Source organism: Streptomyces sp. NPDC056580 (assembly GCF_042793175.1).
Lineage (GTDB): Bacteria > Actinomycetota > Actinomycetes > Streptomycetales > Streptomycetaceae > Streptomyces.
Genome location: NZ_JBHTVE010000006.1, coordinates 112,973 through 131,094 on the forward strand (window position 1 = coordinate 112,973; position 18,122 = coordinate 131,094).

The 18,122-nt window shown below is 73.2% G+C and carries 14 protein-coding genes; 4 read left to right on the forward strand and 10 right to left on the reverse strand.

All coding sequences use genetic code 11. The features are described from left to right. The first annotated feature begins 82 nt into the window (after positions 1–82). Entirely contained in the window at positions 83–514 is a 432-nt protein-coding gene (locus ACFQ9Z_RS14330; protein WP_383016148.1) for a hypothetical protein, read from the forward strand. 44 nt (positions 515–558) lie between these two features. Here the strand turns inward: ACFQ9Z_RS14330 and ACFQ9Z_RS14335 are convergent, their stop codons facing one another. The 7 genes from ACFQ9Z_RS14335 to ACFQ9Z_RS14365 form a co-directional block, all read right to left on the reverse strand. Next, a complete protein-coding gene (locus ACFQ9Z_RS14335; protein WP_383016151.1) occupies positions 559–1,788 on the reverse strand; it encodes an FAD-dependent oxidoreductase in 1,230 nt (409 codons plus the stop codon). A gap of 87 nt (positions 1,789–1,875) precedes the next feature. Continuing rightward, positions 1,876–2,913 carry a 2,3-diaminopropionate biosynthesis protein SbnA gene (gene sbnA / locus ACFQ9Z_RS14340; protein ID WP_383016154.1) on the reverse strand — a complete coding sequence of 346 codons (1,038 nt, stop codon included), beginning with the start codon at positions 2,911–2,913 and terminating at the stop codon, positions 1,876–1,878. Positions 2,914–2,946: 33 nt separating this feature from the next. After that, positions 2,947–4,017, reverse strand: coding sequence for a 2,3-diaminopropionate biosynthesis protein SbnB (sbnB, locus tag ACFQ9Z_RS14345; RefSeq protein ID WP_383016157.1), 1,071 nt, complete (start codon positions 4,015–4,017; stop codon positions 2,947–2,949). Continuing rightward, positions 4,014–5,018: a TauD/TfdA family dioxygenase gene (locus tag ACFQ9Z_RS14350; protein WP_383016160.1), complete on the reverse strand. Its 1,005-nt coding sequence runs from the start codon at positions 5,016–5,018 to the stop codon at positions 4,014–4,016. The genes sbnB and ACFQ9Z_RS14350 overlap by 4 nt, the downstream gene beginning before the upstream one ends. 41 nt (positions 5,019–5,059) lie before the next feature. Next, complete coding sequence (locus tag ACFQ9Z_RS14355; protein WP_383016163.1) at positions 5,060–8,323, reverse strand: amino acid adenylation domain-containing protein; 3,264 nt, start codon at positions 8,321–8,323, stop codon at positions 5,060–5,062. A 13-nt stretch (positions 8,324–8,336) separates the two neighbouring features. Next, a complete protein-coding gene (locus ACFQ9Z_RS14360; RefSeq protein ID WP_383016166.1) occupies positions 8,337–10,931 on the reverse strand; it encodes a Pls/PosA family non-ribosomal peptide synthetase in 2,595 nt (864 codons plus the stop codon). A 646-nt stretch (positions 10,932–11,577) separates the two neighbouring features. Further along, entirely contained in the window at positions 11,578–12,114 is a 537-nt protein-coding gene (locus ACFQ9Z_RS14365) for a cysteine hydrolase family protein (RefSeq protein ID WP_383016169.1), read from the reverse strand. A 101-nt stretch (positions 12,115–12,215) separates the two neighbouring features. Between ACFQ9Z_RS14365 and ACFQ9Z_RS14370 the strand changes: the two genes are divergently transcribed. Continuing rightward, a complete protein-coding gene (locus ACFQ9Z_RS14370; protein ID WP_383016172.1) occupies positions 12,216–13,172 on the forward strand; it encodes a hypothetical protein in 957 nt (318 codons plus the stop codon). Between the two features lie 43 nt (positions 13,173–13,215). Here the strand turns inward: ACFQ9Z_RS14370 and ACFQ9Z_RS14375 are convergent, their stop codons facing one another. After that, positions 13,216–14,025, reverse strand: a complete 810-nt coding sequence (locus tag ACFQ9Z_RS14375; protein ID WP_383016175.1) for an SGNH/GDSL hydrolase family protein — start codon at positions 14,023–14,025, stop codon at positions 13,216–13,218. Between the two features lie 353 nt (positions 14,026–14,378). On the opposite strand from ACFQ9Z_RS14375, the gene ACFQ9Z_RS14380 reads away from it, so the two are divergent. Both ACFQ9Z_RS14380 and ACFQ9Z_RS14385 read left to right on the forward strand, forming a co-directional pair. Then, entirely contained in the window at positions 14,379–15,551 is a 1,173-nt protein-coding gene (locus ACFQ9Z_RS14380; RefSeq protein WP_383016178.1) for a S1 family peptidase, read from the forward strand. A 121-nt stretch (positions 15,552–15,672) separates the two neighbouring features. Continuing rightward, positions 15,673–16,182, forward strand: coding sequence for a GNAT family N-acetyltransferase (locus tag ACFQ9Z_RS14385; protein ID WP_383016181.1), 510 nt, complete (start codon positions 15,673–15,675; stop codon positions 16,180–16,182). A 64-nt stretch (positions 16,183–16,246) separates the two neighbouring features. Here the strand turns inward: ACFQ9Z_RS14385 and ACFQ9Z_RS14390 are convergent, their stop codons facing one another. Both ACFQ9Z_RS14390 and ACFQ9Z_RS14395 read right to left on the reverse strand, forming a co-directional pair. Further along, complete coding sequence (locus tag ACFQ9Z_RS14390) at positions 16,247–17,188, reverse strand: carbohydrate ABC transporter permease (RefSeq protein WP_383016184.1); 942 nt, start codon at positions 17,186–17,188, stop codon at positions 16,247–16,249. A gap of 1 nt (position 17,189) precedes the next feature. Further along, positions 17,190–18,095 carry a carbohydrate ABC transporter permease gene (locus ACFQ9Z_RS14395; RefSeq protein WP_383016187.1) on the reverse strand — a complete coding sequence of 302 codons (906 nt, stop codon included), beginning with the start codon at positions 18,093–18,095 and terminating at the stop codon, positions 17,190–17,192. Between the last annotated feature and the right edge of the window lie 27 nt (positions 18,096–18,122).

An 18,122-nucleotide genomic window follows, 5' to 3' on the forward strand; every position in this document is an offset into this window, starting at 1 on the left:
CCGCCCGGCGCGCGCCCCCACCCCCGCGCCGGACGGGCACCCGGCCACGTTTGCGGGCTCCTTGAGGGGCAAGCCGCATTCCATGAGTGAACCGAATAAGGGCACCAGCCAGCAGACGCAGGACAAGAAGCGCACGGCCGCCTCGGCGGCCCGTCACACCGCCGCCAAGGCGACCGCGCCGGTCTCCGGCGCGGCGAAGCAGGCCGAGGCGAAGGCGGTTGACGGGGCGTCAGCGGCGAAGAAGGCCACCGGACGCGCCGCCGACGGTGTGGCCGGCACGGTGAGCGCGGCTGCCAAGGGCGTCGAAGCGGGCCGGCGGGCGGCCGTCGTGGCCTCGGGCCGGGTCGCCTCGGTGGCCACGACGGCCTGGACGGTCCTCGCGCACCGCAAGATCGTCGCCGCGGGCGTGAGCGCCGGCGTCACCGCGGTGGGCGTCGCGTCCTACGCGGCGGGCCGCCGCTCGGGCCGCCGCACCCTGGGACCGATCACCCGGTTCACCGGCGGCCGGATCTGACGTCCGGCCGGCCGCGGTGCGGCGGGAGGGCTCGCGGACGGCGGTCACCTGACCGCCGCCTCCGGCGGGCGCTCCCGCAGCGCGCCGTAGCCGATGAAGTACGCCGGGAGCCGGCCGAGCCGCGACCGTGTGACCAGTCCGGCGAGGCGCCGGGCGCGTTTCGCGCCGCCGAGCGGCGGCCGCCCGTCCAGCACCGGCGCGACGAGCCGGGCGTGGGCCGCCCGCTGCAGCGCCTGGGTGGCGACCGTGGTGGGGCGGCGCCTGCGCTGCACCCGGCGCAGGTCGCGCAGCCCCACGCTCCCGCGCCGCAACGGCCCGGCCAGGTATCGGGCGGCGGCCACCGCGTCCTCGACGGCGAGGTTGATGCCGATGCCGAAGACCGGGGACATGGCGTGCGCGGCGTCGCCGATGCACAGCAGCCCGGGCCGGTGCCAGCGGCGCAGCCGGTCCAGGCGTACGTCGAGCAGCCGGACCTCGTCCCATGAGCCGAGCTGCCCGGTCCGGTCGGCGATCCAGGGGACGGCGGCGGCGAAGTCGGCCCGGAAGCGGTCGAGGCCGGCCGCCCGGCGCTGCCGGTCGGTGCCCTTGCGGATGAGGGTCGCGCACTGCCAGTACTGACCGCGGTCGATCATCGCGGCCAGGAGGCGGTCCCCGGCGCCGCCGACCAGCCCGCTGGGGTCGCCCTCGCGGCGCGGCAGCCGGAACCACCACGCGTCCATCGGGCAGCCGAAGCGGCGCAGCCCCAGTTCCGGCCGGTCGCGCGCCAGGGAGCCACGGCCGTCGCAGGCGACGGTGAGCGCGGCGCGCAGTTCCCCGGTGCGGCCGTCGCCGGTGCGGTAGCGCACCCCGGTCACCCGGCCGCCCTCGGTCAGCAGGGCGGTCGCCTCGGTGTTCATCCGCAGGCGGAAGGAGGGCTCGCGCCGGGCCTCGGCCGCCAGCAGGTCCAGCAGGTCCCACTGGGGGACCATCGCCACGTAGTCGTAGCGGCCGCGCAGCACCGAGAGGTCGGCGACCGTGACCGGTGCGCCCCCGTCGCCCACCGGCAGCTGGACGGTGCGCACCCTGCGCTGCGGCAGCCGGGCGAAGCGCTCGGCCAGCCCCAGGTCGTCCAGCAGCGCCAGGGTCGAGGGGTGCACGGTGTCGCCGCGGAAGTCGCGGAGGAAGTCGCCGTGCTTCTCCAGCACCGTCACGTCGACGCCCGTCCGTGCCAGCAGCAGGGCGAGCACCATGCCGGCGGGACCGCCTCCCACCACACAGCACGTGGTCCGCTCCATCACGTCCCCGCCTCTCCGGAGAACGATAATTCATCGCATGATGAATACTGTACTCCTCCGAGGCGGCCCCGTGGGCGAAAAGCGGGGCTACCGCCTTCTGCGGCGCTCCGGCGACCGGGTCGCGGAGCCGGCCTCCCGCCAGGCGCCGTCCACCTGGACCGGATCCCGCACCTGGTCGAGGATGTGCTCGCCGTACAGGTCCTGCAGCCAGTTGGTCTGGTAGATGGTGTCGAGGTAGCGCTCACCGAGGTCGGGCGCGATGGCCACCGCGGTGATGCCGCTGGTGCCGTGCTCGGCCAGCCAGTCGGTCGCCCCGCTGACCACCGTCCCGGTGGAGCCGCCGAACAGGAAGCCGCGCCTGGCCATGCGGTGACAGGTGCGGATGGTGTCGGCCTCCTCCACCCGGATCACCTCGTCCACGAAGGACTCGTCCAGCAGCGGCGGGCGCATGCTCATGCCCAGGCCGGGGATCATCCGGCGGCCCGGCTCCCCGCCGAAGGCCACCGAGCCCACGCTGTCCACCGCCACGATCCGCACCGGGCGGTGCCACTGGCGGAAGAAGCGCGCGCAGCCCATCAGGGTCCCGGTGGTGCCCGCCCCGACGAACAGCACGTCCAGACGCGGGAAGTGACTGGCGATCTCCGGCCCGGTGGTCCGGTAGTGGGCCCGCCAGTTGCCCGGATTGGTGTACTGGCTGAGCCACACGTACCGGTCGTCGGACTCGCACAGCGAACGCACGTAGTCCAGCCGGGTGCCGAGGAAGCCGCCGTTGGCGTCCGGGTCGGCGACCACGTGCACCTGGCTGCCGAGGGCCTCCATCAGCAGCCTGGTCGACAGGTTGCAGCGGGCGTCGGTGACGCACAGGAAGCGGTAACCCTTGCTCGCCGCGATCATGCTGAGGGCCACGCCCAGGTTCCCCGACGAGGACTCCACGAGCACGGAGTCCGGCCTCAGGACCCCGTCCCGCTCGGCGCTCTCCACCATCTCGTTCGCGGCTTTCAGCTTGATGGAGCCGGCGAAGTTGAAGCCCTCGCATTTCAGGTAGAGGGGACACCCGAAGATCGATTCCAGGTCGACGAAGAGGTTGCCTTCGTTGAAGGCGTTGGGAGAGGAAATGACGGGCACGGCGGGCCTCCTGGTCCCGGCCGGGGGACGGCCTCAGCCGTGCCGGCGCAGGTCGTGGAAGAAGTCGTCGACGAGGCGGAGGTTCCCCGCCCGGGCCACTTCGTCGTAGACGTACTTTCCGACGGCGAGATCGAGGACGCCGAGGCCGAAGGGCGAGAAGATCACCGGCTGGTCCTGCGGCGGCGCGGTCCGCCCGAGCATCACGTCGTTGAGGGTGCCGTTCAGGAAGCCGCGGTCGCCGGTGCGCTGTTCGGCCAGGTGCGGGGAGGTGTCGGCCTTCAGGCAGTGCTCGACGTCGTCGACGAAGTTCGCCGCGCCGAGCAGGATCTCCGGGTCGAGGTCGCGCAGCGACACGTGCAGCACCAGCGGGTTGTGGTCGAACCAGGCCGGCGACGTGACGTGCGGCCGGCCGGCGACGGTGGCGAAGACCACGAGGTCGCTGGAGCGGATGAGCGCCTCGGCGCTGTCGTGGACGGTGACCCGCGCCGCGGTACCGGTCCCGCGCAGATAGCCGCAGAAACCGGCGGCGCTGTCGGCGGACAGGTCGTGCACGCCGATCGAGTCGAACGCCCAGCCGGTGCCGGCCAGGTAGGTGTGGATGTAGCGGGCGATCAGGCCGGTGCCGAAGAAGCCCACCCGGGTGGGACGGACGCGGGTGCGGCTGAGCCAGTCGGCCGCCAGCGCGGCGGACGCCGCCGTCCTGGTGGCGCTGATGATGGAACTCTCCATGCAGGCGAACGGATAGCCCGTGTCGTGGTCGTTGAGGATGAGCACCGCGGAGGCCCGGGGCAGCCCGGCGCCGACGTTCTCCGGGAAGCTGGAGATCCACTTCATGCCGTCTACGTTCACCGAACCGCCGATGGAGGCCGGCAGCGCGATGATCCGGGAGGTGGGCCGGTCGGGGAAGCGCAGGAAGTACGACGGCGGGTTCACCGAGTCCCCGGCGCCGTGCAGCCGGTAGGTGGCCTCGACCAGCTCCACGATCTGTTTCTCGCGCCCGCCGAGCGCCTGTTGCACCTGCTCGCCGGAGACCACCGCGAACGTCGGCACACTGGCCGGGCCCGGCTGGCCCGGCTGGGTCCCGGTCGACAGAAGATGGGTCATCGCTCACTCGCCTCCGGGGTGGGGGAGCCGTCGGCCAGGCGCCGCGGCTCGGCCATGCCGACCACCACCCGCCGCTCACCGGTGAAGGGCTCCCTGCTGTGCGCGGTGCGGATGTTGTCCACCAGCAGCAGGTCGCCGGCCTGCCAGGGTTCGCGCCTGGTGTGCTTCTCGTACGTCGCGTTGAGCGCCTGGACGACGTCCTCGCCGATCGGGGTGCCGTCGCCGTAGCGGGTGTTGAACGGCAGGCCGTCCGCGCCGTACTCGTCCACCAGGTACTCGCGCACCTCGGGGGCGAGCGTCCACTCGTTGAGGAAGGCGATCTGGTTGAACCAGCAGCGCCGGCCGGTCAGGGGGTGCCGCACCACGGCGCTGCGGCGCTGCTCGGTGCGCAGCGAACCGTCCGGCTGCCAGTGGAGGTCGATGGCGTGGGAACGGCAGTAGCGCTCGATCTCGGCACGGTCCTCGGTGCCGAACGACTCCGCGAGGGAGGACCCGATCTCGTCGTTGTAGCTCCGGGTCAGCAGCCAGCCCTCGCGCTCGAACTTCTCCGTGAGACCGGCGGGCAGCGCCTTGAGCACCTCCTCGGCGTCGGCCACCGCGGTCGCGCCGCCCTCGGCGGGCGGCGTCAGGCACGCGAACAGCATCAGACCGGGCACCTCGAGCGCGTAACTCAGTTCGTGGTGCATGCACATCGGCTGGTTGGCCGGCCACGCCGTCGACGAGTACAGGCCCGAACCGAGCGGTTCCCGGGGAGCGAACGCCTCCCGCTCCGCCATGAGGCCGCCGGCCAGCCCGGCGATGACGGCTCCGGCCTGGTCCGCGTCCCGCAGCTCCAGGCCGCGGACGACCAGCGCCCCGTGCTCGGTGACCTGCGCGCGCAGCGACTCACGGTGCTCGGCCGCCCAGCTCGCCGCGTCACCGGGGGAGCCGGCGCGCACGACGGCGGGACTGTCCGGCCGCAGCTCCACGTCGAGCGAGGTGGCCAGGGGTGAGGAGGACATCTCGGATTCCTTTCGTTGCCCGGCTGCGGGTTGGGCGAGGTTCAGGAAGGTGCCAGGGGAGCGGTGGCGGTCAGGACGGCCCGCGCCGCCTCGGCCGGCCGCGTGCGCGGGAAGTAGTGGCCGCCGTCGGGGAGTTCGTGCAGCTCCACGTGCTCGGCGAGCAGCAGCCAGTCGCGGTGCCGGTCGGCGTGCCCGGCGGTGTGCGGGTCGTCGGCGGCGACGACCACCGAGACCGGCGCGGCCAGCCGTGCCGCCGGCGGGTTCTGGAGCGCGTCGCGGAAGTAGCGGTGCGCGGACACGCAGTCGTGCCGGTAGGCGGCGCCGATGTGCCCGGCGTGCCGGTCGTTCAGCTCGGCGAGTTCGGTGTAGCCGCTGTCCGAGGTCAGCCGCGCGGCGATCTCGGCGTCGCTCCGGCCGATCAGCTCCTCGGCGGCGGCCCGCCGTCCGTCGGCGGTGCCGAGCAGCTGGGCGCCGAGGAACACCCGGGTCACGTCGACCCCGCGCTCCGCCAGCCGCCTGGCCGTCTCCAGAGCCGCCGCCGCCCCGGACGAGTGGCCCCACAGCATGACCCGGGACGGACCGCGCGCGGCGATCTCTTCGGCGACCTGCTCCGCCACCCGCGCGATGGAGGCGAACGGCTCGGGCCGGTCGGACAGGTCGTGACCTGGCAGGTCCACGGCGAGCACGGCCAGGCCGCTGCCCTCCAGCGCGCCCGCCATCGGCTGGTAGTTGACGGCGTTGCCGCCGGCGTACGGGAAGCACACCAGGGCGGTGTCGGCGCCGGAGTCCGCCCGCGACAGGGGCTGGAGCAGCTCGGTGCGCCGCCGGCCCGCGCCGTCGGCCAGGGCCGCGAGGTCCGCGAGGACCGGGTGCCGGGTGATGTCCTTCAGGGACACCGCGCGGTCGAGGGCGATGGTGAGCCGGACCGCCGTCAGGGAGGTGCCGCCCAGGTCGAAGAAGTGGTCCGTGCGGGCGATCCGGTGCTCGGGCACGCCCAGCAGCTCGGACCAGGCGGCCGCCAGTTTCCGCTCGGCCGGGGTGAGCGCGGCACCGTCCCGGCCCGCGGCGGCGTCGCCGGCCCCGGGCTCGGGCGCCCGCTCGGCCAGCGCGGTGAGCGCCTTGCGGTCGGTCTTGCCGTTCGCGGTCAGCGGCAGTTCCTGCTGCCAGTGGAAGGCCGAGGGCACCATGTAGCCGGGCAGGACGCCGCCCAGCGACTCCCGCAGCGTCTCCACGGGCTGCCGTTCACCCGTGTAGTAGGCGATCAGGTGCTTGCTCCCGCCGGCCTGCTCGGCGACGACCACCGCCGCGTCCCGCACCCCGGGCACCCGCAGCAGCGTGTTCTCGATCTCGCCGATCTCGATCCGGAAGCCGCGGATCTTGACCTGGTTGTCCCGGCGGCCCAGGAACTCCAGCCTGCCGTCCGGATGCCAGCGCCCCCAGTCGCCTCCCAGATAGAGCCGCTCACCCGGCCGGTACGGGTCCTCGCGGTACGCCTCCCGGGTGCGCTCCGGGTCGTTGACGTACCCCCGGCCCACACAGACGCCGGAGAACGCGATCAGGCCCGGGGCCCCCATCGGCACCAGCGAGAGCCGCTCGTCCACGACGAGCACGCGGACGTTGCCGACCGCGCGGCCCAGCAGCACCCGCTCGGGCACCCCGTCCATGACCTCGTGGTTGGTGTCGTCCGAGGTCTCCGTCAGGCCGTAGGCGTTGACCAGCGCGGTCCCCGGCCGGTTCGCGAACCACCGCTGGACCAGCTCCCGCTTCAGCGCCTCACCCGTCACCGACACGCAGCGCAGGTCGGGAAGGGCACGGGGGCGCCGCTCCAGATACGCGACCACGACCTCCAGGTAGGAGGGCACGAGCTGTGCCACGGTGACCCGGCCCTCGGCCAGCGTGTCGACGAACCGGTCCACGTCCACGATCACGTCCTGCGGGACCAGCAGCGTCCGCCCGCCCACCAGCAGCGCGGACACCAGTTGCCACAGCGAGATGTCGAAGCACTGCGGGGCCGTCTGCGCCACCACCGAGCCCTCGCCGATCCCCAGGTCGTCGATCTTGGCGAAGAGGTGGTTGAGCATCCCCGCGTGCTCGCACATCGCCCCCTTCGGCTCACCGGTGGAACCGGAGGTGAAGTAGATGTAGGCCAGTTGCCCGGCGTCGACCCGCACCCCGGGGTCGGTGTCGGCGTGCGGTTCCGCGTACGCCTCCTCGACCAGCAGCTTCCCGGTGTCCGCGAGCGTGGCCAGCGCCTCGTCGAGGGTGCCGGTGCTGCCGGACTCGGTCAGCACCAGCCGGCAGCCGGCCCGGGACAGGGTCGCCGCGATCCGGCCGGCGGGGAAGTGCGGCTCGATCGGCAGGTACACGGCCCCCGCCTTGAACACCGCCAGCGTCGCGGCCAGCCAGTCCAGATCGCGTTCGGTGACCACGGCGACGACGTCCTCGCGGCCGACACCCCGCGCCAGCAGGGCCCGGGCCAGCCGGTTCGCGCGCGCGTTGAGCTCGCCGTAGGACCACTCGCGGTCGCCCTGCACGGCCGCCACGGCGCCCGGGTGCTCCCGTGCCCGCCGCTCGAACAGCTCGTGCGCCCGCGCGTCCGGCAGCGGCCGGTGCGGACCGGCGAATCCCTCCAGCTGCTCGCGCACCTCGTCGTCGCCGAGCAGGCCCCGGCGCGCGTGCCCGGCCTCCACGTCGGCCGCCATCAGCCGCAGCGCCGTCAGGTGGTAGCCGGCGATCCGCTTCGCGCAGTCGGCGTCCAGCACGTCTGTGCGGTAGCGCAGCCGCAGCACCGGCCGCCCGTCCCGGTCGGCCCAGCGCACCTGGAGCACACCCTCGTCGGGGAAGCCGTCCGCGGCGTCCGGGGGCCCGAGCACCACCTCGTACGAGGGCTCGCTCACGCCCAGTTCCCGGCGCAGCTCCGCCACCGGGAAGGTCCGGTGCTCCCGTACCTCCGCCTCGGCCCGCCGGGCCGCCGCCACGAGGTCCCGCCAGGACCCCGGCGGAACGGTGAGCCGGCAGGGCAGCGGTTCCCCGCGCGCGCCGGCCGCGTAGCCCGTGACCACCTCCTGCTCGCCGGAGAGCGCTGCCAGCACCTTGGCGTGCGCCGCCAGCAGCACCGCGCCGGCCGGCGCCCCGCACCGCTCGGCGAGGGCGGGCAGCGCCCCGGCCACGTCGTCCGGCACGGCCGCCTCGTGCTCCGCGGTCCCCGGCACCGGCTCCCGGACCCACCGCGGCACCGCGGTGAGACCGCCGGCGGTCAGCACACGGCTCCAGAACTCCCGGTCCGCATCCACGCGCGCTCCCATCGAATGGCCTTCCTCAACTCACCGTCGCCGAAGCGGCGCCGGCCGGACACGGCGGTGCCGCCGGGTCGCCGGGCCGGCCGGCGGCCTCGGGCATGTCCACGGCGGGGTTGCCGCCCCACCGTGCGTGCGGCGGGACCTCCTCGCCCTTCATCAGGAAGGAGTCGGCGGCCAGCACGGCGCCGTCACCCACCGTCACGCCGTAGTGCACATGGGAGCCGACGCCCAGCGTGCAGCCGTCGCCGAGGGTGGTCCCCTCGGACTTGAAGGTGCCGTCCTCCTGCGAGTGGCACTGGATCTTGCTCCCCGCGTTCAGAGTGCAGTCGTCCCCGATGACGGTGAGGGTCCGCTCCGTGAGGTAGCAGCCGTCGTCGAACACCCTGCGGCCGATGCGCACGCCCATCAGGCGCCACGCGAGGCTCTTGAACGGGGTGCCGTTGAGGATGTTCAGGTGCCGGTCCGGAACCTTCCACAGGCGCTCGTGCCGCCAGAACACGGGGTCGTAGATGGAGCACAACCGCGGGCGCAGCCGGCCGAATCGCATGATCACGCGCTCCACCAGGATGTGGTAGCCGGTGGTGAAGACGAGCGTGACCGTCAGGTAGAGGGCGAACACCACCTGTCCCGCCGCGTCGTACAGGTCCGCCGAGACGAGGGCGAGCAGGGTGAGCCCGAAGACGTGCAGCCACCGGGCGCCCAGCATCACGGCCATGGACCGCAGGTTGTAGCGGTTCTTCGCGGCCAGACGCCGGCGCAGTGTCTCGCCGGTCCTCAGGTCGTCGAACCGCGCGTCCCGCTCCACCGTCCGGGGGATCTCGAAGCACGGCGAGCCGAGCAGCCCGACGCCCTCCCTGACCTCCCCGTCGAGGGGCACCATCACCTTCGTCGCCAGCAGGCAGTTCTCGCCCGTCCGGCCCCCGGCGGGAAACGCGATGTTGTTGCCGAGGAAGTTGCGCGCCCCGATCGACGCCCGGGAGACCCGGAAGGACGTGCTGGAGTAGTCGGCGTTCACGATGGAGAGTCCGTCGGCGACCATCGTCCCGCTGCCGACCGTCACCAGGAACGGCGTCTCGTGCTGCACCTCGGTGCCGAAGTTGGAACCCGTCTGCTCGACGTGCGACAGGTCGTACCCGAGGCCGCGGAGGTAGTGCACGATGTACGAACTGTCACCGAAGAGCCAGGCGAAGAACCTGACGTTCGTCATCCGGGTCGTCGCCCGGTGGACCGTGTAGTGGAAGCCGTACAGCGGGTACACCCGGTCGGGCCTGACCACGGGACTCATCAGGCGCGGCACCGTGTAGACCACCAGCAGTCCGCCCACCAGGAACCCGCCGAACAGCACGAGGGACAGCAGCAGCGCGTCGGGCAGCAGGTCCGCCCGCGACGGCGAGGCCGTCCGCGGGTCCAGCCGCTTGCCGAGCGCCGGGACCTCGCTGAACAGCATGTACCCCCCGCCGACGGCCAGGGGGACGTAGAGGAGGAAGAGCTGGGCCAGTGTGACGAACCCGAACCACGCACGGCGAGCGGTCCCGCACCGGGCCGGTCGGACCCGTACGTAGTCGGTCCCGCCGGGCTCCGCGGGGGAGCCGTGCCAGCGCGCGCCGGCCGGGACCGCCTGGCCCCGGTGCAGGGCCGACGAGTGACCGAGCTGGGCCCCGTCGCCCATCGACGTGTCGATGTCCAGGACGGTCTTCTCGCCGATGTACACGTTCCGGCCGAGGGTGATCCGGCCGGTCTGGATCCGCCCCGAGTGGGCCCGGTAGCCGAGGAGGAACGAGTCCTTGCGGATCACCGTTCCGGCGCCGATCGTCACCAGGTCGGTGCAGACCGGGACGGAGCGGGAGAGGATCGTGACCCCCTTGCCGATGCGCGCGCCCAGGGCCCGCAGGTAGAGCACGTACAACGGGGTGCCGACGAAGAGGATCATCGGGTTCGCGTGCAGCAGCGCCTTGACGAACCAGAAGCGCAGGTAGCGCGGGCCCCAGACCGGGAACTCGCCCGGTTTCCAGCGGCCCACCAGAACCCACTTGGCGGCGACGGGGAACACGCACAGGGCGGTGAACCCGATGCCGCCGAACAGCAGCGACCGCACGTAGATGTCGGCCAGCCCCGAGCCCGCCGCGACCCACCGGTACCCGCGGTCCGTGACGAGCCCGGCGGCCAGGGAGTACACCAGGAAAATCAGCAACTGGAGTAAACCGCACAGGGCATGATCACGGCTGCTCGTGCGCGGCACCCGTTCCGGCGCCGCGGCGGGCGCCTGCGGTGACGCTGCGGCACCCTCGGGCGGGGCGGCCTCGGGAGCGGTCCGTGTCAGGGCCGCGGTCAGGCTCCGGATCGTGGGGTACCGGTAGATGTCCTTCATGGACGGCGAGGGCAGGTCGGTTCTCTTCCTGACCCGGGCGCAGAACTGGGCCATCACCAGCGAGTTGGCGCCGAGATCGGTGAAGAAGTGGCCGTCCACCGGGACGTCCGCGCTGCCCACGACGTCGGCCAGCGCGAGGGCGAGTTCCCGTTCGGTGTCCGCTGCCGCCGGATTCGCGTCGCTCCGACTGGTGTCCGTGCCTTCGTCCGGTCCCGCTACCCGGACCTCGGAGGACTGCTCCACCATTCGATCTCCCGCAGGGCTTCTGGGACGGCCGACGGCGGGGTGCGGCCGCTCCCCGGCCCGAGCGGACCGCGGCGCGGCCCGACCGGGCCGTCGGAGGTTCATGGGGTGTCATTGCTGATCACGAACCGCCAGGTTCAGTTTCGGTCGATCACGGTGAGGCTGCCACTTCGCACCCTTCGCGATGTGTGGTGCGAATGAACGAGATGCCGGAATTCACCGGTCCTGAGGCTGCCCCGGGGCGCGCGACGGATCACCCGACCGGCCGCCCCCGGTGCGCCCCCGCCGAGCCGTCCGCGCCCGTGCAACACCGGGAGCCGCTCCGCCGAGTCGTCCCCGGGAAGGCAGGCCGGCCACCGTGCTGCCGCGTCTGCCCGCATCCGTGCGCGAAGCGCAGGAGAACCTCGCCTAGGGGGCCGTACCGATCGGGAGGCGGGACCGCGCCTGCGCGTCGCCGTGCGCACCGGCTACGACGTGACCGGTGAATCCGCCGGCCACCGCGCGGCGCGCCGAGGACACCCACGGCGGGCTGCGCCGGACGGCCCTGGGCGGCCTGCCGCCGTCGCCCTGGGAAGCGGTACGGCAGCAGGTCTCCGGCCTGCTGGACCGGCCGCGGCGGCACCGAGCGGCGGGCGGGCGGCGTGAGGGATCAGGCCCAGAGGCTGCCGCTGTCGCACACCTCGGCCCCCATGTTGCGCTCCATCATGCGCAGCGCCGCGTCCGCCAGGTCCTCGTGGATGTGCGCCACCGCGCCCCGGGGGATCACGACGTCGAGGTGGCGGATGTGGGCGTCCAGCGCGGAGTAGAGCACGCACTGCTCGGTGACCTGCCCGGACAGCACGAGCCGGTCGATCCCCTGCTGGTGGAGCAGGTACGTCAGCGGAGTCTCGAAGAAGATCGAGTGGCGCGCCTTGAGCACGAACAGGGAGTTCCGGTCGGGCTTCAGCGGTTCCACCAGCTCCGCGTGCGGCCCGGCCAGCGCGTGCTCCAGCAGTTCACCGTGGTGGGAGCGCCATTCCCCGAAGTTGTCGTTCACGTAGATCACCGGCACCTCGTCGCGCCGGGCGCGTCCGAGGAGGTCGGTCAGCACGGGCACCACGGACGTGACCGAGGGGAGCAGCAGATCGGCGTCCTTGTGGTCATAGGTGTTGATCATGTCGATGACGATCAGCGCGGTCTTGCTCATGCCGACCGGGTTCCACTCAGCGCGACGGGCAACCGGCAGGTTACTGATAACGATCCCGGCGCACACCTTGCGTAATCCCCGTCCCCCTCTAGCCTCCGGCCATGGCTTTTCTATCGCGTCGCCGCAGAGGGGCACGCCTGGCGCCGGAACTCGGCGACCAGGAGCTGGGCCGGCTGCTGAAGTCCCTGCTGGCGACCACGAGGACCGGAACGATCGGGACGACGGACCTGTGCGTCGCGCAGCTGTCCCGGCTGCTGGCCCAGGCGCCGGGCGACTGGGACCGCCGGACGCACCGCATGGGTGTGCTGGCCGGCTTCCTGGCGGGTTCGCACCTGGCGCGGTCCTGGGCCGCGCGTGAGCCGCGCGACGCCGACGCGCTCGTCCTGCACGCCTGGACCGAGGTCGTCCACGCCCGCACGCAAGGGGGCCTCTCGGACGCGGGCGGTGTCGTGGAGAGCTGTCTGCGGGCGGCCGAACTGGCGCCGCCGGACCCCACTCCGTGGGTCGTCCTGCTGGCGGTGGCCCGCGTGGAACGCTGGGCGCAGCCACGGGTGTTCGGCGTGTGGAACGAGGTGGTCGCGCGTGACCGCTGGAACCGCGTGGCCTACCTGAGCATGCTGGGCTACCTCAGCCCGGAGGAGGCCGGATCACGCGTCCAGGTGCTGGAGTTCGTGGACACCCTGCAGGCCCGCATGCCCGCGAACGCCCCCTGCGCGGCGACGGAACTCACCGCCCAGGTACGGCAGTACCACGCCGTGCTCGACCGGGGCGGGTTCGAGGCGCTGGTGGCGCGCAACCACTGGTCCCAGGCGATGGGCGCACAGGCCCTCGACCGCGTCGCGCACAACTGGGTGCGGCCGGGGTTCCTGAACCACGCCGCGGCCCTGGCCGATCTCAACCTGCTCGCCTACGCGCTGCTGGCCGCCGACCGGCGGGCGGAGGCCCGTGCGGTCTTCGAGGCGCTCGACGGCACGGTCGCCGCCTGGCCCTGGCAGGCGGGCGGCGACCCGGTCCAGGAGTTCGAGCGGGCGCGGCGCAGGGCGACGGCCGGCATATGAGTGCCGCCCGTGCCGGTACCGCGGCCGGCGCGGGCGCCACGCCTCACAACGCCGCGGTGAGCAGGGGCAGATAGCCCAGGGACTGCCCGCTCGCCGTCGGGTGGTAGGACTCGCCGAGGTCCAGCCAGTCGACGCTGTGCAGCCAGGGTTCGGCCGAGCAGATCTCGTGGCCGTCGAAGGCCCTGCGCACGTCGACGAAGGTGAACCCGTGGGCGGCGGCGCGCGCGGCCAGCATCTCGTTGAGATGGTCCGAGGCGTCGTTGAGCGCGGACCGCTCGGCGTCCGGCAGCCCGCCGGAACAGCTGCCGTTCAACCGGTACAGGCGCGGGTAGCCGAGCACCACGACGCGGGCGGCGGGCGCCTTGCCGCGGATGGCCGAGTAGAGACGGTCGAGGTCGCCCGGCAGCGTCGCGTCCATGGCGGTGCGGGCCTTGGCCACTGCGGACCGGCACATGCCGTTGCCGCCCAGTACGCAGACCGCCATCACGCTGGTGAAGCCCGCGTCCCGGCCGCCCGCCGTGATGGTGACCAGGCCGGTGCGCGGCCCGAGCGGACCGAGCTGGTTCTTCAGCACGTCCCCGGTCCTGGCGCCGTCGCAGGCGCTGAAGCTGAACGACGCGGGGGAGTGGGCCGCGGCCCACAGGGCGGGGAAGGAGAGGTTGCTGCGCAGGCAGCGCGGAACGGCGGTGAGGTAGCTGCCGGCGCCGACCCCCGCCGAGTAGGAGTCGCCGAGGGCCACGTAGCCCGTGGCCGCGATTCCGGGTGCCGCTGCCGTGGCGGCGGGACCGGCGAGGGTGCAGGCGGCCGCGAGGAGGAGGGAGACCGCCCAGGGCGCTATTCGGGACTTTCTCATGCCTCTCCTCCTATCCCGGTCCGGCCGGCCCCGCCCGCCTCCGACCCTCGTACGGCGCCGTGGAGTTGACGGCCACCGCCGTTCATGGCGGGGGCGGGTGCACCCCGCGAGGGCGGGTGCGCGGGACCCGGTGCGGACGCGCGGTGGCGGGCCGGGCCCCCGGCCGACTTCACCCGTTGGGCCGTCACCCGACCGGCGGTCCGCCGGCCGGGGCTTCACATCGTCGGATCGAACCGCGCATTGGCATGGACCTGACGCCCACGCGCCGCTAGGCTCTGCCCCGCCACGCATGAGAGCGCTCTCAGACATCGGCTGTTCCACCCCCACCCCTGGAACGACGAAGGGCAATCCCCATGAGACGCAACGGACTCGCGCATGCCGCCCTGGCCGCACTCCTCGTCCTCGGCGGACTGAGCGCGGCCGGCACCTTCCCTGCGTCGGCGACCGGCTCCGCCGCCGGACCCGCCACGTCCACCCGATCCGCCGAGCCCGCCGCCGACGGGCTCGTGACCGCCATGCAGCGGGACCTCGGCCTGACCCGGACCCAGGCGGTGGCCCGGCTCGCGGCCGAGAAGCGCGCCGCCGCCCTCGACCCCGGCGCCCGCCGCACGGCCGGCGCCGCATATGCGGGCTCCTGGTTCGACGCCCCCAGCGGACGCCTGACCGTGGCCCTCACCAAGGACGCCCCGGCCGCCACGCGCAGGGCGATCGAGCGGTCCGGGGCCACCGTCCGCACCGCCGAGCACAGTGCCCGGCAACTGGACGCGGCCAAGGCGCGCATCGACCGGCTGACCGCGCCCTCGGGCGTGAGCAGCTGGCACGTCGATCCGCGGGCCGACACCGTCGTCGTCGAGGTCGTCCGCGGCAAGCGGTCCGACAATGATGTCCGGCGCTTCCTGTCACAGGCCCGCCGTACCGGGCCCGTCACCGTCGAGACCTCGGCCGCGCCGCGGACCCTGTCCGCCGGCACGGTGGGCGGTGACCCGTACTACACCGGCAACGTCCGCTGCTCCATAGGCTTCTCGGTGTACGGCGGTTTCGTCACCGCCGGGCACTGCGGGCAGCCCGGCGCCGGGGTCAGCGGCTGGGACGGCTCCTACATCGGCGCCTTCCAGGGCTCCTCGTTCCCCGACAACGACTACGCCTGGGTCAGCGTGGGCAGCGGCTGGTGGACGGTGCCGGTGGTGCTCGGCTGGGGCACGGTGCCCGACCAGCTCGTCCGCGGCTCGGCCGTGGCGCCCGTGGGCTCCTCGGTCTGCCGCTCCGGTTCCACCTCGCACTGGCACTGCGGCACGGTGCTGGCCCTGAACGAGACCGTCAACTACAGCCAGGGCGCGGTGCACCAGCTCACCAAGACCAGCGCCTGCGCCGAACCCGGCGACTCGGGCGGCTCCTTCATCACCGGGGACCAGGCACAGGGCGTCACCTCCGGCGGCTGGGGGAACTGCTCCAGCGGCGGCGAGACCTGGTTCCAGCCCGTCAACGAGATCCTGGGCCGGTACGGTCTGACCCTGCACACCTACTGACCGCACGTGTCGGCGCCCGGGGTACCGCGCCTCCTGCGCAAAACCCCCACCCGCTTGCCCGCGCCCGGGCAAGCGGGACCGTCCGCGTGCCGGCCCCGCGCGGAACGGAAGCACACCGGCCATGCCCGACACCTGGACCACCCGCCCCGAGACCGCCGCCGACGCCGTGGCCGTCCGGGAGATCCACCTGGCCGCCTTCGCCACCCCGCTGGAGGCCGACCTCGTGGACGCCCTGCGGGCCGACCCCGCCCGGATCGAGGGGCTGTCCCTCGTCAGCACCGGGGCGGACGGCGTGCCGGTCGGCCACGCGCTGCTGACCCGGTGCCACATCGGCGACGTCCCCGCCCTGTGCCTGGGCCCCGTAGCCGTACGTCCCGAACACCAGCGCACCGGCGCCGGATCGGCGGCCGTGCGCGCCGCCCTGCGGGCGGCCGGAGCGCTGGGCGAGCGCCACGTCGTCGTCCTCGGGCACCCGGCGTACTACCCGCGCTTCGGCTTCACCCGCGCCTCCGCCCACGGCATCCGGCTGACGATCGACGTACCCGACGCGGCGGTGATGGCCCTCGCGCTGGACGCCGGCAGCCCGCTGCCCGCCGGAACCGTGCGCTACGCCGCGCCGTTCGGCATCTGAGGCGTCCCGGCCGCGCGGGGCACTGCCGTCCCGCGCGGTGCGCCGTCCGGGGCACTCGGCGCCGTCACTGGCCGCCGAGTCCCGTCGTGGCGACGGACTTGACGATGTGGCGCTGGAAGAAGACGAAGACCACGACGAGCGGGAGCGCCGCGAGGACCGCGGACGCCATCGTCTGCGCGTACTGGATGCCGTAGGCGTCCTTCACCGAGGTGATGCCCACCGGCAGGGTCATCAGGCCCGGGTCCGAGGTGGAGACGAACGGCCACAGGAAGTTGTTCCAGGCCCCGATGAAGACGAAGATCGCGACGGCGGCCAGCATGGGCCGCGACAGCGGCAGCAGCACGGACCAGAAGACGCGCCAGTGGCCGGCGCCGTCGATGCGGGCGGCCTCCTCCAGCTCCCTCGGCAGCGAGTCGAAGTGCTTCTTCAGGATGAACACCATGACCGGCGCCACCGTCTGCGGCAGGATGACCGCCGCGTAGGTGTCGACCAGGTGCAGGGTGAGCATCTGCCGGAACCAGGGCACGATGAGCAGTTGTGGCGGTACCAGCACGGCCGCCACGGTGAGCGCGAACAGCCACCGGCGTCCGGCGAACACCGTGCGGGAGAAGGCGTACCCCGCCATGGCGGACACCAGCACCGTGACGACCGTGACCGCTGCGGAGACCAGGAAGCTGTTCAGCATCCACAGCGGCAGGTCGCCGCGCTCCCACACCGTGGAGAACCCGTGCAGCGTGAAGCCGTGCCGGGGCAGGAACCACCGACCCGGATCGCTCGCGTCCTGCTCGGACTTGAAGGCGGTGAGCAGCGCCCAGGCCATCGGCAGCAGCCACGCCACGGCCAGCACCGCGAGCACCGCCAGGGCCAGTCCCCGGGCGAGCCGGCTGTCGCCCAGGGTGAGGTTCCCGCTCGGCCGGGCGGCCCGGCGCGGCCGGCCCGGGCCTCTCGACACACGGGCGGCGCCGCCCGGCGCGGCCGGACGGACGGGCAGTTCGGTGGAGGTCATGTCACTTCTCCCGGCGGCGGAGGGCGGCGTACTGGGCCGCGGAGGCGATGAGGACGAGGGCGAAGAAGACGTAGCTGACCGCCGAGGCGTAGCCCAGCCGGTAACCGGTGAAGCCGACGTCGTACATGTACTCGATGACCGGGCGGGTCGAGTTGTTCGGGCCGCCCTTGGTCAGCAGGTACACCTGGTCGAAGACCTTCAGCGAGGCCAGGACCTGCAGAACGGTGATGACACCGGTGATCCGGCCGAGCTGCGGCAGCGTGATCGACCACATCCGCCGCCAGGCCCCCGCCCCGTCGATGGCCGCCGCCTCGTACAGGTGGTCCGGGATCGTCTGCAACGCGGCCAGGTACAGCAGGAAGTTGAAACCGACGGTCCACCACAGGGTCGTCAGCACGATCGCCCACATCGCCACCGACTCGTCGCTCAGCCAGGACACCGGTCCGAGGCCGGCCAGGTCCAGCAGGTGGTTCAGCAGCCCGAGGTCCGGCTGGTACAGCCAGATCCACAGCAGGCTCACCACGCCGACCGGGAGCAGGTAGGGCGCGAAGAACGCCAGCCGCCACACCCACTGGCCCGGCAGGCCGGTGTGCACCAGCAGCGCCATGCCGAGCGCCACGGCGACCAGCGGGACCGTGGACAGGACGGTGAACCACACGGTGTGGCCGAGGGAGCGCCACATCTCGGCGTCGCCGAGGGCCTCGGCGAAGTTGTCCAGGCCGACGAAGGACGGGGTGTGGGCCGACAGCGAGGTGTCGGTCAGGCTCATCCACAGACCCTGGACCAGCGGCCACACCATGAAGAGGGCGAACAGGGCGAGGAAGGGCAGCGCGAACAGCAGGCCCGGGGGCAGCAGCCGGCGCGCCGAAGGGGCCCCGGTGCGGGGCGAGGCGTGGGGAGAGGACATCGTTGTGCCTCCTGCGCGGTGGATCGC

Coding starts and splice junctions, on each gene's coding strand:
- ACFQ9Z_RS14330 (WP_383016148.1), top strand. CDS start 83: ATGAGTGAACCGAATAAGGGCACCAGCCAGCAGACGCAGGACAAGAAG.
- ACFQ9Z_RS14335 (WP_383016151.1), bottom strand. CDS start 1,788: ATGGAGCGGACCACGTGCTGTGTGGTGGGAGGCGGTCCCGCCGGCATG.
- sbnB (WP_383016157.1), bottom strand. CDS start 4,017: ATGACCCATCTTCTGTCGACCGGGACCCAGCCGGGCCAGCCGGGCCCG.
- ACFQ9Z_RS14350 (WP_383016160.1), bottom strand. CDS start 5,018: ATGTCCTCCTCACCCCTGGCCACCTCGCTCGACGTGGAGCTGCGGCCG.
- ACFQ9Z_RS14355 (WP_383016163.1), bottom strand. CDS start 8,323: ATGGGAGCGCGCGTGGATGCGGACCGGGAGTTCTGGAGCCGTGTGCTG.
- ACFQ9Z_RS14360 (WP_383016166.1), bottom strand. CDS start 10,931: ATGGTGGAGCAGTCCTCCGAGGTCCGGGTAGCGGGACCGGACGAAGGC.
- ACFQ9Z_RS14365 (WP_383016169.1), bottom strand. CDS start 12,114: ATGAGCAAGACCGCGCTGATCGTCATCGACATGATCAACACCTATGAC.
- ACFQ9Z_RS14370 (WP_383016172.1), top strand. CDS start 12,216: ATGGCTTTTCTATCGCGTCGCCGCAGAGGGGCACGCCTGGCGCCGGAA.
- ACFQ9Z_RS14375 (WP_383016175.1), bottom strand. CDS start 14,025: ATGAGAAAGTCCCGAATAGCGCCCTGGGCGGTCTCCCTCCTCCTCGCG.
- ACFQ9Z_RS14380 (WP_383016178.1), top strand. CDS start 14,379: ATGAGACGCAACGGACTCGCGCATGCCGCCCTGGCCGCACTCCTCGTC.
- ACFQ9Z_RS14385 (WP_383016181.1), top strand. CDS start 15,673: ATGCCCGACACCTGGACCACCCGCCCCGAGACCGCCGCCGACGCCGTG.
- ACFQ9Z_RS14390 (WP_383016184.1), bottom strand. CDS start 17,188: ATGACCTCCACCGAACTGCCCGTCCGTCCGGCCGCGCCGGGCGGCGCC.
- ACFQ9Z_RS14395 (WP_383016187.1), bottom strand. CDS start 18,095: ATGTCCTCTCCCCACGCCTCGCCCCGCACCGGGGCCCCTTCGGCGCGC.